At 26.8% G+C, this 15,966-nt stretch carries 11 protein-coding genes; 6 read left to right on the forward strand and 5 right to left on the reverse strand.

What is annotated here, in order from left to right; all coding sequences use genetic code 11:
* Positions 1–78: 78 nt before the first annotated feature.
* Positions 79–4,794, reverse strand: a complete 4,716-nt coding sequence (locus tag ACYPV9_RS05510; RefSeq protein WP_459742186.1) for a T9SS type A sorting domain-containing protein — start codon at positions 4,792–4,794, stop codon at positions 79–81.
* Between the two features lie 72 nt (positions 4,795–4,866).
* Positions 4,867–5,268: a helix-turn-helix domain-containing protein gene (locus ACYPV9_RS05515; RefSeq protein WP_459742188.1), complete on the reverse strand. Its 402-nt coding sequence runs from the start codon at positions 5,266–5,268 to the stop codon at positions 4,867–4,869.
* A gap of 94 nt (positions 5,269–5,362) precedes the next feature.
* Between ACYPV9_RS05515 and ACYPV9_RS05520 the strand changes: the two genes are divergently transcribed.
* Together ACYPV9_RS05520 and ACYPV9_RS05525 are read left to right on the forward strand one after the other, a co-directional pair.
* The gene (locus ACYPV9_RS05520) at positions 5,363–7,180 is read left to right on the forward strand and encodes an ATP-binding protein (protein ID WP_459742190.1); all 1,818 of its coding nucleotides are present in this window, start codon (positions 5,363–5,365) and stop codon (positions 7,178–7,180) included.
* Positions 7,173–7,796: a response regulator transcription factor gene (locus ACYPV9_RS05525; protein ID WP_299060130.1), complete on the forward strand. Its 624-nt coding sequence runs from the start codon at positions 7,173–7,175 to the stop codon at positions 7,794–7,796. Before ACYPV9_RS05520 ends, ACYPV9_RS05525 begins: the two co-directional genes overlap by 8 nt.
* Here ACYPV9_RS05525 and bcp read toward each other — a convergent pair.
* Positions 7,793–8,245, reverse strand: coding sequence for a thioredoxin-dependent thiol peroxidase (gene bcp, locus ACYPV9_RS05530; protein ID WP_299060127.1), 453 nt, complete (start codon positions 8,243–8,245; stop codon positions 7,793–7,795). The two genes, ACYPV9_RS05525 and bcp, sit on opposite strands and share 4 nt — an antisense overlap.
* A gap of 111 nt (positions 8,246–8,356) precedes the next feature.
* Here bcp and ACYPV9_RS05535 point away from each other — a divergent pair, with 111 nt between their 5' ends.
* Complete coding sequence (locus ACYPV9_RS05535) at positions 8,357–9,019, forward strand: endonuclease III domain-containing protein (RefSeq protein WP_299060125.1); 663 nt, start codon at positions 8,357–8,359, stop codon at positions 9,017–9,019.
* 32 nt (positions 9,020–9,051) lie between these two features.
* On the opposite strand, the gene ACYPV9_RS05540 is transcribed toward ACYPV9_RS05535, so the two are convergent.
* Together ACYPV9_RS05540 and ACYPV9_RS05545 are read right to left on the reverse strand one after the other, a co-directional pair.
* Positions 9,052–9,675 carry an SDR family oxidoreductase gene (locus ACYPV9_RS05540; RefSeq protein WP_299060123.1) on the reverse strand — a complete coding sequence of 208 codons (624 nt, stop codon included), beginning with the start codon at positions 9,673–9,675 and terminating at the stop codon, positions 9,052–9,054.
* Positions 9,676–9,979: 304 nt separating this feature from the next.
* Positions 9,980–10,567 carry an RNA polymerase sigma factor gene (locus ACYPV9_RS05545; protein ID WP_299060121.1) on the reverse strand — a complete coding sequence of 196 codons (588 nt, stop codon included), beginning with the start codon at positions 10,565–10,567 and terminating at the stop codon, positions 9,980–9,982.
* A gap of 215 nt (positions 10,568–10,782) precedes the next feature.
* Between ACYPV9_RS05545 and uvrA the strand changes: the two genes are divergently transcribed.
* From uvrA to ACYPV9_RS05560, 3 genes are all read left to right on the forward strand, one after another.
* Positions 10,783–13,575, forward strand: a complete 2,793-nt coding sequence (uvrA, locus tag ACYPV9_RS05550) for an excinuclease ABC subunit UvrA (protein ID WP_459742195.1) — start codon at positions 10,783–10,785, stop codon at positions 13,573–13,575.
* Positions 13,576–14,676 carry a MauE/DoxX family redox-associated membrane protein gene (locus tag ACYPV9_RS05555; RefSeq protein ID WP_459742197.1) on the forward strand — a complete coding sequence of 367 codons (1,101 nt, stop codon included), beginning with the start codon at positions 13,576–13,578 and terminating at the stop codon, positions 14,674–14,676.
* Positions 14,677–14,808: 132 nt separating this feature from the next.
* The gene (locus ACYPV9_RS05560) at positions 14,809–15,900 is read left to right on the forward strand and encodes a hypothetical protein (protein WP_459742199.1); all 1,092 of its coding nucleotides are present in this window, start codon (positions 14,809–14,811) and stop codon (positions 15,898–15,900) included.
* The last annotated feature ends 66 nt before the right edge of the window (positions 15,901–15,966 follow it).

The following is a 15,966-nucleotide window of genomic DNA, read 5'->3' on the forward strand; positions in this document are numbered from 1 at the left end:
AACTTATTATTTGCTAAAGTAAAAAAACGAATTAACTATCGTCAACTCGTTTTAAATTAATAAACTATCTTCTTTTTCCTATTTTTTAATAACTTTTTTCATTAAAGTTCCTCTATCTGTAATTACTTTAATAAAATAAACTCCATTCGAAAAACTCGATAGATCTAAATCTATTTCTTTAATTTCTAAAACTTTTTTACCAACCAAATTATACATTTCGATAGATTTTACTTGTAAGCCATTAGACAAAGAAATGGTAACAATACTTTCTACAGGGTTTGGATAAATTGCAATATTGTCTTTTAAGAACTCACTATCTACAGACAATACTTTACATGAAACGCTATAATTTGCTTCAATATCTTTTTTCCAACCTGTATTATTTATTGCAGCATCTACATCATCAACTTCTATACACGTTAAATTAGGGTTGCCGGTAGCATCTAGATTTATTAAAGTACTATTAGTACCATTTTTTAGGTTTAAACTAGTTAACTTGTTATTATTAACAATTAAATCTGTTATACTCGTTAGTTTGGAAATGTCAATAGCTTCAATTAAATTATTAGCAACATTTAAAACTTTTAAATTATTATTAACCGAAAGACTTCTTCTCTCGCCAGTTATTCTAGAAGAAACAACAACTGCATTTGCATTTAGTAAACTACTAATATCTGTAATACTGTTTCCAGAAATATTTATACTTGCAGCATTAGTAAATGCTTCCAAACCCTGAACAGAAGTTATATTTCTTCCGCTTAAATCTAAATCACCTGTAAAAGCTTGTGCTTCTTCATAAGTTACAACTCCGTCGCCATCATCATCTAAACCAGCAAAAGTAGCTAAAGCAGTCTCTAAGTTTTCATCTGTAGTATAAACTTCCCATTCTGATGCACAATCTGTAGTATAACTTGCTGTGGTGTCTTTTTCTGACCAATTTTCATCAGAAAACACAACATCATCAACAGCAATACAAGTAAGATTTTCGTTGTTTTTGATATCGAATTCAATTATAGATTGATTGTTTCCGTTTCTTAAATAAGCCCTTTCTAGCGCATTATCATTTAAATATAATTTAGTTAGTGCTGTATTTCGATTTATATCAATATTTACTATGTTATTATTACCTAAATATAATTCTTCGAGTTGAGGATTGTTAGTTAAATCGAGACCTGATAGTTTATTATCGCTTGCAATTAAAATTTTAAGCTTTGTATTTTTAGTAATATCTAAAGAAGTTAAACTAGAGTTGATAACATCAATTCTTATTAATTCTAAATTTTTAGAAAAATCTAAATCAGTAATATTATTATCACCCATTCTTAGATCATACAATTTTGTATTCTTAGATATATCTAACGAAGTAATATTAGTATCAGAAACATACAATCTTTCTAAATCTAATAACATAGAAACGTCGATTGCAGTAATTGCTGTTTTCCATAAATGGATTCTATTTAAAGATAAGTTATTAGCGAAATCTATTGCGGTTAAACCGAAATTCCAATCTAGCTGTAATGTTTCTAAAGCTGTATTTTTAGAGATGTCTATAGATGTTAACTCATTTATATTTAACCACAACCTAATTAAAGCAATATTTTTTGTAACATCAATAGTTGTTAATTTATTTTCGCCTGCGTAAAAATATTCTAAATCTGTTAAATTACTTATATCTAAAGTAGTAAGTTGATTTTTATCGACACTTAAAGATGTTATTTTTGTATTATTAGATAAATCTATCGTAGCTAATAAATTGTTTCTTACATCTAAAGTAGTAATATTTAGAAATGCTTCTATACCGGTTAAATCTGCAATTTCTAAACCACTTGCAATCAGTGTTCCTGAAAAAGCTTGCGCTTCTGAAACCTGAATTTCGTTATCGCCATTTAGATTTATTTGAGTATTTGATATTAAAGCAGACTTAAAATTAACATCTGGAATATTAACTACTTCTTCAAAAACAAAACCACAGTTTAAATTAAATAATGACGCATTAATTTCTGAAAAGCTTGCCGTCATAATATTTACATCATCAACTTGAATACATGTTAAATTTGGTGAATTACTTACATCAAATTCAGTAAGACTTGCATTGTTACCATTTTGTAAATCTATTTTAGATAAATTAGGATTATCTGACGCTAACAAATTAGTTATTGGAGATTTACCTAGTTTTAATTCAGAAATTCCTGTATTGTAAATCCCTAATCGAAACATTTTTGTTTGAGCTGAAAAATCTACTTGAGTAAGATTAGAATTATCTGTTAACCAAACTTGCTGTAAATTAGGATTATTAAAAAGATTAACTGTACTAATATTAGTTTGTTCTGCCGTTAAAACTCTCATAGCAGTTTGTGCTGAAACATCAAGAGAAGAAATTGGATTATTACCAATAGCTAAATTGTCTATTTTGGTGTTTGCGCTTAAGTCAATTTCTGTTAATTGATTTGTCTCAATCCAGGCAATAATTAATTCAGGATTATTTGTTAAATCTAAACTTGAAATCTGATTATTATAAACTCTTAAATCACTTAATAATGTGTTTTTAGTAATATCTAAAGTTGTTAATTTACCATCATAAATAGAAAGTCTTGCTAATTTTGTATTATTACTAAGATCTATGCTTGTAAAAAGGTTAGCATTTGCATAAAGAAATTCTAAATTTGGTAAATTGGTTACATCTAAAGATGATAACTGATTGTTCCAAACATATAATTTTTCTAATAATATATTATTTGAAACATCTAACCCATTCGAAAAAGGATTATCTGATGTATACAACCAAGTTAGTTTTGTGTTATTAGTTACATCTAAATTTGTTAATTGGTTACCATGAACAAATAAATCTTTTAGATTTATTAATGCAGAAATATCTACTGATGTCAATTGATTTCTCATTACACCTAAACGATTTAAAGCTAAATTATTAGAAACATCTATTGATGTTAACTGATTGTCATTTACAAATAACGAAGTTAAATTTACATTAGCAGAAACATCTATAGTTAACAATCGATTTTCACCTAAACTTACATCAACCAAACGAGTGTTATTTGATAAATCTACAGTTGAAATTTCATTTTGTCTAACATCTAAATACGTTAGATTGGTCATCGATGCAATACCTGTAATATCTTTTATTTTGCCTAAAACATTTGGTGTAAATTCATTTTCTAGAGGATTCCCTATTTTTAAACTGTCAATTAAAATAGCGTCTGTTTTTAAAATTGTACCATTTAAACCGTTAGTATCAAAACCAAGATCTATTAAAGATTGTTCGAAGTTTGCATCTGGTACAGAAACAAGATCTTCAGAAATTATACAACTTGTATTAAAAGATATGCCGTTACTGATATTCGTAAAATTAGAATTTGCATAACTTACATCATCAACTGTTACACAAGTTAAATTAGGATTATCTGTAATTTCTGCATTTGTTATAATAGTATTATTACCATTTCTTAAATTTAATCCACTTAAAAGTGTATTAGCAATTACAAATGATTCTAGTTGCGCATGTTTAGATAAATCTAAGTTTCCTGTTTTTTTTACTTGATTGATATCTATTTCTTTTAACAATAAATTATTAGAAAGATCGATATCTGTAAGTTCAGTATCAAAAATTATAAGCTTTTCTAATTTTGTGTTATTATTTATATTTAGTTGAGTTAACTTTGTTTTCCAACCATAGAACTCCTTTAAATTAAGCTTGTCTGCTACGTTTATTGTTGTAATTTCATTATTACCAAAAGCTAAAACTTCTAAAGCATCGTTTACAGCAATATCTAAACTTGTTAAACTATTAGAATTAGCGTTTAACAAGGTTAAATCTGTATTATTAGATACATCAATTGTACTTAAATTTAAACCTGCAAGTATCAATTCTTTTAGCTTTGTATTGTTTGAAATACTTAAAGAACTTATTGTATTAGTTTCTAAACTTCCACCTAAATCTTCAAAATTTCCACCTAACCATAAATACTCTAAATTTACATTTGTGCTCACATCTAATGCCGAAATTTGATTATTATGAGCTCTTATAAATGTTAATGCGTTGTTTTGAGAAAGATCTAGACCTGTTATTTGATTTCCATCTATTAAAAGTTGTGTTAAAGATGTGTTGTTAGTTAAATCTAAATTACCAGAAATAGCATTGTTTGATGCCCACAAAACCGAAAGATTTGGATTTTGAGAAACATCTAAACTTGTCATTGCTTGATTTGGTATTCTTAAAATTTCTAACCCTGATAAACCGGTTAAATTTAATGTAGATACTTTATTGTAAGCGAGTTGTATAAAAGTTAAGTTTGGTGAGTTACCAAAAGTTACAGTTTCTAAATTTGATAACGTTGTTAAATAAACACTTTTCAAATTAATGTTCATTGATAAATCTACATTTGTTAAACCGCTACTTCCACCAAAAATACTAAGTAATTCTAGGTTTAAATTTTTAGTTACATCTAATTCAGATAAATCATTTCCGTCTAAATTTAAATAAGTTAAATTGGTATTTTTAGTTACATCAACAGCGTTTAAATTATTATTTCTAGCTCTTAAATAAACTAAATTTGTCATTTTTTCAATTCCTGATAAGGAGTTTAACTCTTTATCCGAAATTTTTAAACTGTCAATTGATAATGCATCAGAATTTAATATATTTCCGTTTAAGCCGTTAGAATCGTATCCTAAATCTATTAGCGCCTGTTCAAAATTTGTGTCTGAAATAGCAATTGTTTGACCTAAAATACTGATACTAAAAAAAGATAGTACTAATAAAAATAATTTTGTTTTCATTTTAATGTTTTTTCATAATAACTGTTAATAAAGAGGTTTCGAGGTAATAGATTTGGGGAAATCTTAGAGTAATTAGATCAACTCAAATGCTTTTGCATAATTATACCAATCAAATATTGAGGTTAAATTCAATTTTTGCTTAATGCGCTTTCTATGAGTAGAAACTGTAGAAGTTTCAATAAACAAACTATCTGCTATTTCACAAGATGATTTACCCTTAATAACAAGGGTAAAAACCTCCTTTTCTTTACAAGTTAATGTTTCAAAATATTTTTTATTCTCTAATACAAATCTTCTATTTTTTTCTAATTCTTCTGAATAAGAAATTAATTTTGGTAAATCTTCTTGTTTAATATTAAAAAAGAAAAGAAAGTCTCGTATAAAGCTTATAGACAACTTTCTATCTAAAGAAACATTATTTTTTTTTGAAATTAATTCTAATTTTGACTTATCAAATAGTTTAACTACCCCCATAATTTTTTTAGCATTTTATAAGCTTTGTAAAATTAATTGTAGTTCTTTAAAAAAAACCATACTTTAGTATTGTCTTTTAGAACTTTAGCTAACATTGAAAAAAAACACTCTTCTTTTCTTTATCTTTTTTTATAGTTTTATTAGTGCTCAAGAAATTTCAAAATCGGTTTATGATGATTTAAAATATTTTGACACTAAAGAACAAAATCTATCTATTTTAGAAATTATAAATAAGTATGAATCAGGAAAATTTCAAAAAGAAGAAAATCAAAAGATTTATAAAATTCTTAATGGTAAAACTTATTGGTATCATTTTACTATTGATAATGATTCTAATAAATTAATTGAAAATTATTTTACGATTGCTAATTCTTATTTAGATTTTGGTAAAGTTTACTTAAAAAAAGGTGAAAAAATAGATACTCTTTCTAGTGCTTCGTATAATGAGTTTTTTCCGCATAAAAATATTTTTTACAGAAACCCAGTTTGGAAAATTGAAACTGACAGTGTTTATAAAACCGAAGTTTTTTTAAAAATTAAAAATAGTAACGGCAGAACAAGATTAGCTTTTTATTTAGAAAATGAAAATGATTTTCTAAAACGAGTTCAATCAGAATACTTTTACTTCGGCCTTTTTATAGCATTTTTAATAAGCATGACACTTATACTTGTGTTTTTTGCTGTATTAAAAAAAGAATACGCAGTATTATTTTACGCAGCATATATTGTAACCGTTTTTTTCGAGTTTTTAGCAGGTAAAGGTTTGGGTGTACAATACATTTGGTCTGATAGCGTATTTTTTATCAATAATATTAGAAGTTTTAGCCAAACCATTGGTGTATTTTGTATTGGTTTCTTCTATGTTAAATTTTATAAATTAAATAAAAATCAAAAAATACCAAAAGGCATTTTTGAATGGGGCGCATATTTAACGATTCCTTTAATACTATTATATGTTTATAAATTTTTCTTTGGTGGCCTTATAACTTTATATTTATATGTTTGGACGATATTAAAAATAATTGCGTTTATATGGGTTTTAAATCATATTTATTTAACGATTAAAAAACAACTTCCAATTTATTTAGTAATTGCATTTATTTTACCAATTTTAGCTGTTATTAATGGGCAAATCATGAACCCAGAAGTACATGATATTGTTGCAATTAAATATAGTGGTCCAAATGTTTATTATTTAGCGCTATCCTTAGAAATTTTATTATTTACTAGATATATATTTGGAACTGTTATAGATACTCAAAGAAGTTATTTTAAATTAAAGAAAGTTAGTGATGAACTTAAGTATAATTTTCAAAATAAAACTCTAGAAGTACAGCAACAAGAACGTAATAAACTTGTAAATAATGTACATGATACTTTTGGCGGATATTTAGAAGCATTAAAACTTAGACTTTTACAAAAAAATGAAAATACGCCAGAAAAAGTACAAGAAATTTTAGATGCTTTTTATAAAGACTACAGATATTTATTAAACAGTTTGTATGCTCCTAAAATTAATTCTGAAAATTTTATAACAAGTTTGGTAGAGTTTTGCGAAAAATTAGACAAATTAACAAGTCAAAAAATTACACATAATTTTAACCTTAATGGTATTGATTTACAACAAGAAAAATGTGTTCATATTTATAGAATTATTTCAGAATTAACCACAAATGCTATTAAGTATTCTAAATCATCAAAAATTAATATTAGCATTCTTCAACAAAAAAATAGAAAAGTTTTAATTGAGGTAAAAGATAATGGTATTGGTTTTAATACTAATAAAATATCTAATGCTGGTTTTGGCATAAACAGTGTAAAAGAAAGAGTTTTGCAATTAAAAGGAACTTTAAACATTACTTCTAATAAAAATGGTAGTATATTTATAATTGAAATTCCGATAAATGATTAAACATCCTATAAATATTGTAATTGCTGATGACAATCGTTTTTTTTGCGATGCATTAAAAGATAGTTTAAATTTTCATGAGGAATTGAAAGTAATTCAAACGTTTAATGAATTAAATAATTTGATTTCTTTTACATCTATTAACAATTTTGATGTTTTAATTTTAGATGTAAATTTTAATGGTAAAAGTTCTTTAGATTTTTTAAATGAAATCAAACACAATAATAACTTTAAAATTATTGCTTTAACTACTTTAAACAATAATTATATTAAAGAAAAGGCCATTAAAAATGGTGTCGATTTTTTTGTTGGTAAAGATGAAAATTTAGAGAATTTTAAAGATGTTATTCTTAACTGTTATTCGACTAAAAAAGTAAAAAAGAATAAAACTTCTTTTAAAATAGAAATTGATAATTATAAATTTACCAATAGAAAATTAGAAATTCTACAAGCATTGTATCAGCATTCTGATAAAAAGGAAAAAGAACTTTCTGCAATTTTAAATATTACAGAAAGTTCTTTAAAATCTCATAAAAGAGAGCTTTTTGAAATTACTTTAACAAAAAGTACTCCGGAATTAATTAAATTCGGAATTCAAAAAGGATTAATTATTACTTAGTCTAGAATCTGAGCAGCGTGTGCTTTGGTTTTTACTTTAGAAATAATGTCTTCTATTACACCATTCTCATCAATAATAAACGTTGTCCTATGAATTCCGTCATATTCTCTACCCATAAATTTCTTAGGTCCCCAAACTCCAAATGCTTCTATAACAGCTTTCTCTTCATCTGCTAAAAGAGGAAAAGGTAATTCATGCTTGTCAATCCAATTTTGTTGTCTTTTGGCTGAATCTGCACTTGCACCTAAGACATCGTAACCTTTTGCTAAAAAAGTTTGATAATTATCTCTTAAGTCGCAAGCCTCGTTAGTACAACCTGGTGTACTTGCTTTTGGATAAAAAAATAAAACTAATTTTTTACCAGCGTAATCTGATAACTTTATAATGTTGCCTTTATTGTCTTTAGCTTCGAATTCTGGAGCTTTATCTCCTATTTTTAGTGATGTCATTTATCTTAAAATTTTAGAATATAAAAATATAAAGTTTTTTACTTTAAAAAGTAAAAAAAGTAAAGGAATACTAAAGAATTTACTTTTAACTTTACATTTTATCCATTATTTATGACAAAGCAAGAAAAAGTACAATTTGTAATTGATACACTTCAAGAAAAATACCCAGAGATTCCAATTCCTTTAGACCATAAAGATCCATACACGTTGCTAATTGCTGTTTTACTATCTGCTCAATGTACCGACGTTAGAGTTAATCAAATTACACCCTTATTATTTGCCAAAGCAGACAATCCTTTTGATATGGTAAAAATGTCTGTTGAAGAAATTAAAGAAATAATAAGACCTTGTGGTTTGTCTCCAATGAAAAGTAAAGGAATTTATGGCTTGTCTAAAATTTTAATTGAAAAATATGATGGCGAAGTTCCTCAGAGTTTCGAAGGTTTAGAAGAACTACCTGCTGTTGGTCATAAAACTGCAAGTGTTGTTATGAGTCAAGCATTCGGTGTACCTGCTTTTCCGGTAGATACGCATATTTTAAGATTAATGTATCGTTGGAATTTAAGTAACGGAAAAAGCGTTGCTCAAACCGAAAAAGATGCTAAAAGATTATTTCCCAAAGAATTATGGAATGATTTACATCTACAAATTATTTGGTATGGAAGAGAATATTCTCCTGCGAGAGGTTGGAATTTAGACAACGATATAATTACAAAAACTATTGGTAGAAAAACAGTTTTAAATGAATATTATAAAACAAAAAAAACACCTTAAAAGGTGTTTTTTTATTATTTGTTTATACTTGTTTAATGAGGAACTGCTTGACCTATTAATGTTTCCCCTTCAATAATTTCGAAAGTTTTGTTGATTGCTGCTGTATCATGTAAAGATCTAACTAAAGTTTGCGCTACATCTTCTCTAGAGATTTCACCAGATTTATTAAGTTTTTTGCTTAATTCAATTTTTCCTTTTCCTTGATTGTCTGTTAAAGACCCTGGTCTAACTATAGAATATGTAAGATTACTTTCTTTTAGATAAACATCTGCATTATGTTTCGCTTTTAAATATTCTTGTAAATCTTCTGCTTGCTCAGGATTGTCTGCGCCCATAGAACTTAGCATTACAAATTTAGATACATTTTCTTTTATTGCTGCATCTATTAATCTTTTAGCTCCTTCTTGATCTACTTCAACTACTTTCTTACCACCAGAACCAGCGGCAAAAATAACTTTATCTATATTTTTAGTTGTAAAAGAAACATCTTTTTCTAAATCTGCTAAAACAGTTTTAATATTTTTATCTTCAAATTGCTTTTTTTGTTCTTCTTTTCTAACCATAGCAATTGGATTAAAATATTGTGATGTTTCTAATAAATTAACTATTTTTTTTCCTGTGGTACCATTTGCACCTGCTACTAATATATTTTCCATGACTGCAAGTTAGCAAGATACTAGGTTTTGGTTTAACTCATTTCGTATTTTAAATGATGCATATAAAAAAAGCCCCAACGTTAGTTGAAGCTTTTTCCACTCTTAATTCAAATTCAATTCAATGAAGTTATTTGATTTAGTTTTTTCAATTCGTAAAGATTTGGAAAAATTAATCAAAAATTGAACTGTTTCTTTTTTTGGTTGCATCTGATAATCAGAAGACTTTTTTGAGTAAAGTTGCATCATATAAATTATTTAATATATTGGTTTCTAATTTAATAACGACACATTTTTAACTTTATTGTTAATTCACCAAAATAATTTTATGTTTTTCTATAAGCTTACGCATATTTATTAAAGCATATCGCATTCTACCTAAAGCTGTATTTATACTTACACCTGTGTTTTCACTTATTTCTTTAAAGCTCATATCTTTGTACATTCGCATAACCAATACTTCTTTTTGCTCTTCTGGCAACTCATTTACAAGCTCTCTTACGTTATCGTAAATTTGCTCTTGTATAATTTGTTTTTCTGCATTTAAGCTGCCATCATGTAATACAGAAAAAATATCAAACTCATCGGTATTTTTAAAAGAAGGCATCCTGTTATTCTTTCTAAAATAATCAATTACTAAATTATGAGCAATTCTCATAACCCACGGTAAAAACTTACCCTCTTCATTATAATTACCTTTTTTTAAAGTTCTAATTACTTTAATAAAAGTATCTTGAAAAATATCTTCTGTTAAATCTTTGTCTTGTACTTTACTATAAATAAAGCTAAAAAGACGTTGTTGATGTCTGTTGATTAAAATAGCTAAAGAGGCTTCTTTACCTTTAATATAATCGCTTACTAAAATGCTATCAGAAATTGTATTAGTACGTATCATAATTACTTACAGAAAAGCTATTTATGCCTTTCTTTATTATTATTTGTTAATAATTTTTGAAGTAATTTTATGCTATATACGTCTAATTTTGTGAGGTTTATACATTACAAATATGAATATTTTTTATTAAAAGTACAAACTTTTGACAAAAAAGATTTACCTAGCTTCTAATTGAGGTAATTTTTTGGTAATTTTATAGCTTATATTTTTGATACATGAAGAAAGATATTTTAGCCGTTAACCCTAAGGAAAACATCATTATAAAAGGTGCAAAATTGCATAACTTAAAAAATATTGATGTTGTAATTCCTAGAAATAAATTAGTTGTTATAACTGGGCTTTCTGGTTCTGGTAAATCTTCTTTAGCTTTCGATACATTATATGCAGAAGGCCAAAGACGTTATGTTGAGAGTTTAAGTTCTTACGCAAGACAATTTTTAGGTAAATTACACAAACCTAAAGTAGATTACATTAAAGGTATAGCACCTGCAATTGCAATAGAACAAAAAGTTAACTCTACAAATCCAAGATCTACTGTTGGTACAAGTACAGAAATATATGATTATATAAAATTATTGTTTGCTAGAATTGGAAAAACCTACTCTCCTATTTCTGGTAATGAAGTTAAAAAAGATACTGTTTCTGATGTTGTAAATTTTATTAAAAATTTTAACAACAATACAAAATTACTTTTGCTTTCTCCTGTAACTATTGATGAAAATAGAGATTTAAAAACCGTTTTACAGGTGTTAGAACAACAAGGTTATGCAAGGCTTAAATGGAATGATAAAATTTATAAAATTGCTAATTTTCCGCAAGAAGAATTTAAAAATGAACCTTTACTTTTAGTTGTAGACAGAATTGTAAAAAAAGATGATGAAGATTTTTACAACCGGCTGGCAGACGCAATACAAACTGCTTTTTTTGAAGGAAAAGGTGTATGTTTTGTTGAAAACCTAGACGATAATAATGTTACAGAATTTAGCAATAAATTTGAATTAGACGGTATTACTTTTTTAGAACCAAACACGCATTTGTTTAGTTTTAATAATCCATATGGAGCATGTCCAACCTGTGAAGGTTATGGTAATGTTATTGGTATAGATGAAGATTTAGTCATTCCAAATACTGGTTTATCAATTTTTGAAGACGCTATTTTCCCTTTTAAAACACCTGCTTATGTTCATTATAAAGAAGCTTTAATAGAAGTTGCTTACAAATTTGATATTCCAATTCACAAACCTTGGTTTGAACTTTCAGAAAAGCAAAAAGAGTTGGTTTGGAATGGAAACAGTTCTTTTCACGGTATACATCATTTCTTTTCTGTTTTAGAAGAAAAAAGTTATAAAATTCAGAATCGTGTGATGCTTTCTCGTTATCGTGGTAAAACAAAATGTACAACTTGTAATGGTAAGCGTTTAAGAGAAGAAACTAATTATGTTAAAATTAATTCTAAAAACATATCAGATTTAGTTGCTTTGCCTTTAGATGAATTGGCATCTTTTTTCAAAGAAATTAAACTGAATAAATATGAAGAAAAAATAGGTAAAAGACTACTAACAGAAATTAATAATAGATTGCAATTTTTAACCAATGTTGGTTTAAATTACTTAACAATTAATAGAACTTCTAATACACTTTCTGGTGGAGAAAGTCAGCGAATTAATTTAGCAACATCTTTAGGTAGCTCGTTGGTTGGGTCTATGTATATTTTAGATGAACCAAGCATTGGCTTACATCCTAAAGATACAGAAAGATTAATTGGCGTTTTAAAAGATTTAAGAGATTTAGGCAATACAGTAATTGTTGTAGAACATGATGAAGATATCATGAAAGAAGCAGATTATATTATAGATATTGGTCCGGAAGCAGGAACTTATGGTGGAAATGTAGTTGCTGAAGGAAATTTTAAAGAAATCTTAAAATCTGATTCTTTAACTGCAAAATATTTAAATGAAGATTTATCAATCGAAGTTCCTAATAAAAGAAGAAAATCAAACAATAAAATACAAATTCTTGGCGCTAGAGAAAACAATTTAAAAAATATAGATGTAACATTTCCTTTAAACTGTTTGTCTGTAATTACAGGAGTTTCTGGCTCTGGTAAAAGTACTTTAGTTAAGAAAATTTTATATCCAACTATGCAAAAAAAACTAGTTGGTTACGGTGATAAAGTTGGGCAACATACAGATGTTATTGGTAATTTTGATACATTAAAGCATGTAGAATTTATCGATCAAAACCCAATTGGTAGATCTTCTAGATCAAATCCTGTTACATATATCAAAGCTTATGATGATATTAGAGCTTTATTTTCAAATCAAAAATTATCTAACATCAGAAATTATAAACCAAAACACTTTTCTTTTAATGTAGAGGGCGGTAGATGTGAAGTTTGTAAAGGCGAAGGTGAAGTTACTATAGAAATGCAATTTATGGCAGATGTGCATTTAGAATGTGAAACTTGTAACGGAAAAAGATTTAAAAAAGAAGTTTTAGAGGTTAAGTTTGATGACAAATCTATTGATGATATTTTAAATCTAACTATTGATGATGCAGTTGCATTTTTTACGGAAAATTTAGTACCAAAAATAGCCAATAAATTAAAGCCCTTACAAGATGTTGGATTGGGTTATGTTAAACTAGGACAATCTTCTTCTACCCTTTCTGGCGGTGAAGCACAACGTATAAAATTAGCATCTTTTTTAGTAAAAGGAAACACAAAAGATAAAGCGTTATTTATTTTTGATGAACCTACAACTGGTTTGCATTTTCATGATATTAAAAAACTATTAGCATCTTTTAATGCATTAATAGAACGCGGACATTCTATTGTTGTAATTGAGCATAATATAGAATTGATAAAGTGTGCAGATTATATTATAGATTTAGGCTTAGAAGGTGGTAAAAATGGTGGTCAACTTATTTTTGAAGGTACGCCAGAAGAATTGGTTAAAAATAAACAATCGTATACTTCTAAATATTTAGCAGAAAAATTAAATACATAGATGATATCTAATATAACAAACGAACAAAAGGTAAATTACGTTAGAATTCTAGCTGTTTTAGGAGTTTTAGTTTTAATGATATATGCTCCTAAATTATGGATTACAACAAAAGTTTTTCCTGTAATTCCTTTATTTGATTGGTTTCCTATTCCTACAAATCCTTTAGATTATATTTTAGCTGGAAGTTTTTTTTTATTACAAATTGTATATATTTTTCAAAATAAAAGGTGGCAAGGTTTACTAATACTTGCATTATATATTTATCTTTCTTTAGTTGATCAAAATAGACTGCAACCCTACTTTTATCAGAGTTTTCTAACAATTTTAGCAATTGAGGTTTTCCCAAAAAAAACAAATTATAAAAAAGTTCTTTATGCTGTTATTTTAGTTTTTTTTGCAACTTATTTCTGGAGCGGAATTCAAAAAGTAAATGGAGAGTTTTACATACAATGGTTAAGTGCCTTAGAAAAACACTTTAGCTTTTTACCACATATTTTATTAGAATATTTTACCTATGCTGTACCTTGGTTAGAAGCATCTATGGGCGTTTTATTGTTATTTAACAAAACTAGAAAGTTTGCTGTATTATTTATTTTATTAATGCATGCAACCATAACCTTTTTGTTATTTTACTTAGGTTATGGTTATAACGTTGTTCCTTGGAATATCCAAAATATGCTATCTGTTTTTATCATCTTTTGGTCTTTAAATACCATAAATTTTTCAGATTTCTTTATCAAGTTTTTTAACAAGCAAAAAGCTGTTATTTTAGTTTTTACAATGTTGTTGCCATTAGCAAATAACCTAACTGGTTTTTATGATAATTTATTATCATTTCATTTTTTTACTGCAGATTTAAATTATTATAATATTATTCTAAGTGAAGAATTAGAAGATAATTTACCGGAACACATTCAAGATTTTTATCGTTACAAAAATGGAAAAGCCTATTTAAATATGAATGAATGGGCACAATATGATAATAAAGTATTGTTTTATCCAGAAGAAAGAATTATCAATTATATGAATTCTTATTTAAAATCTTATGCCAAAAACCCTAATCAAGAAGGTTTAACAACTCTAGAAATTTACAATCATTAACAGGTTTTTATAAATAAATTACAATTTAATATACGAATTCTAATTGTTATCTCACGAATTCTAAAACAGGCAAAATTTAAGCTTTCTTCTAAACTACTTTTACCGTGTAATAACACTAAAAAAGTAGAAATCATGAGAAACATTTTAAGAAAAACACTTGCTGTATCGTCTTTATTAATAGCATCTAGCATTTTTATTAGTTGCGATTCAACATTAGAAAAAAAAGCCCCAGAAAATTTAGCTATTGTTGAAACATCTAAAGAAATTACAGAAGAAAACACAAACATCACGTACAAAAAACCAATCGTTTTTATTGCTGGTTTTGACAAAGGAAATGAAACCTTTTATAAAGATGCTAGAAAATATTTTACAGAAGAAGGTTTAAAAGTAATTGATGGTAAATATTCTTTAGAAGAAATTATTTTATGGCTTAACGAAAACGGAAACAATCAACCTTATGGCGAAATTCATATTGTAAATAAAAGCAATCCTTTTAAAGGTATGAATTTAGAAACAGTGGTTCGAGGAGACAAAATTACATCAGAAACTTTAAGAAAAACAATTACTCAAGGTACTTTGCCTAAATTACAAAATGTAGTAAATGTAAATTCTAAAATAATTTTTCATGCATCTGGTCTTGTAGAAAACAAAGAGCTTTTAAAAACACTTAAGGATGCATTTTACGCTAAAAACAATCCAAAAGTAGTAGCATCACCATATCATACAATTTTTGGTGGCCGATTTTCTAATCATTACTTAGCACAACCATATTATGTTTTTTATCCTACTTCATATTCTCCAGGTAAAATGGATCTTTCTAAAGAAATTGCAAAAAAATATCCAGAGGAAAAAGATATTGATTGGTATGATGCACTAAATAATGAAGAAGAAAGATATGTTGGAGAGCCTTATACAACACAGTTTTCTATACCAATTAAATGGGAATTTGATTATTATAATACTGATAATGAAATGCCAAAATTTAAATCTGTAGATGAATTAAAAGATTGGATTGAAACCCAAGAAGATTTAATGTATGATATAGAAAGGTATAATGTTTCTATCGATAAATATAGATGGAACTGGTCTGTAAAAGCAAGTAAACTAGTAATTAGAGGTAGAACAACTGGGTTATGTGTTTTAAAACCTTTAATTAAACCTTATGGTGAATTAGAACACGTAAAGCCAGATACTAGCAACAAGCGTTTGTATGCTTTGAAATAAAGTGAATTAGAGAAAGTTGTTGTAAAAAACGTCATTACCCAAAATTTAAAATGGTGTAATGGCGTT

This window comes from Polaribacter sp. OB-PA-B3, assembly GCF_054589375.1.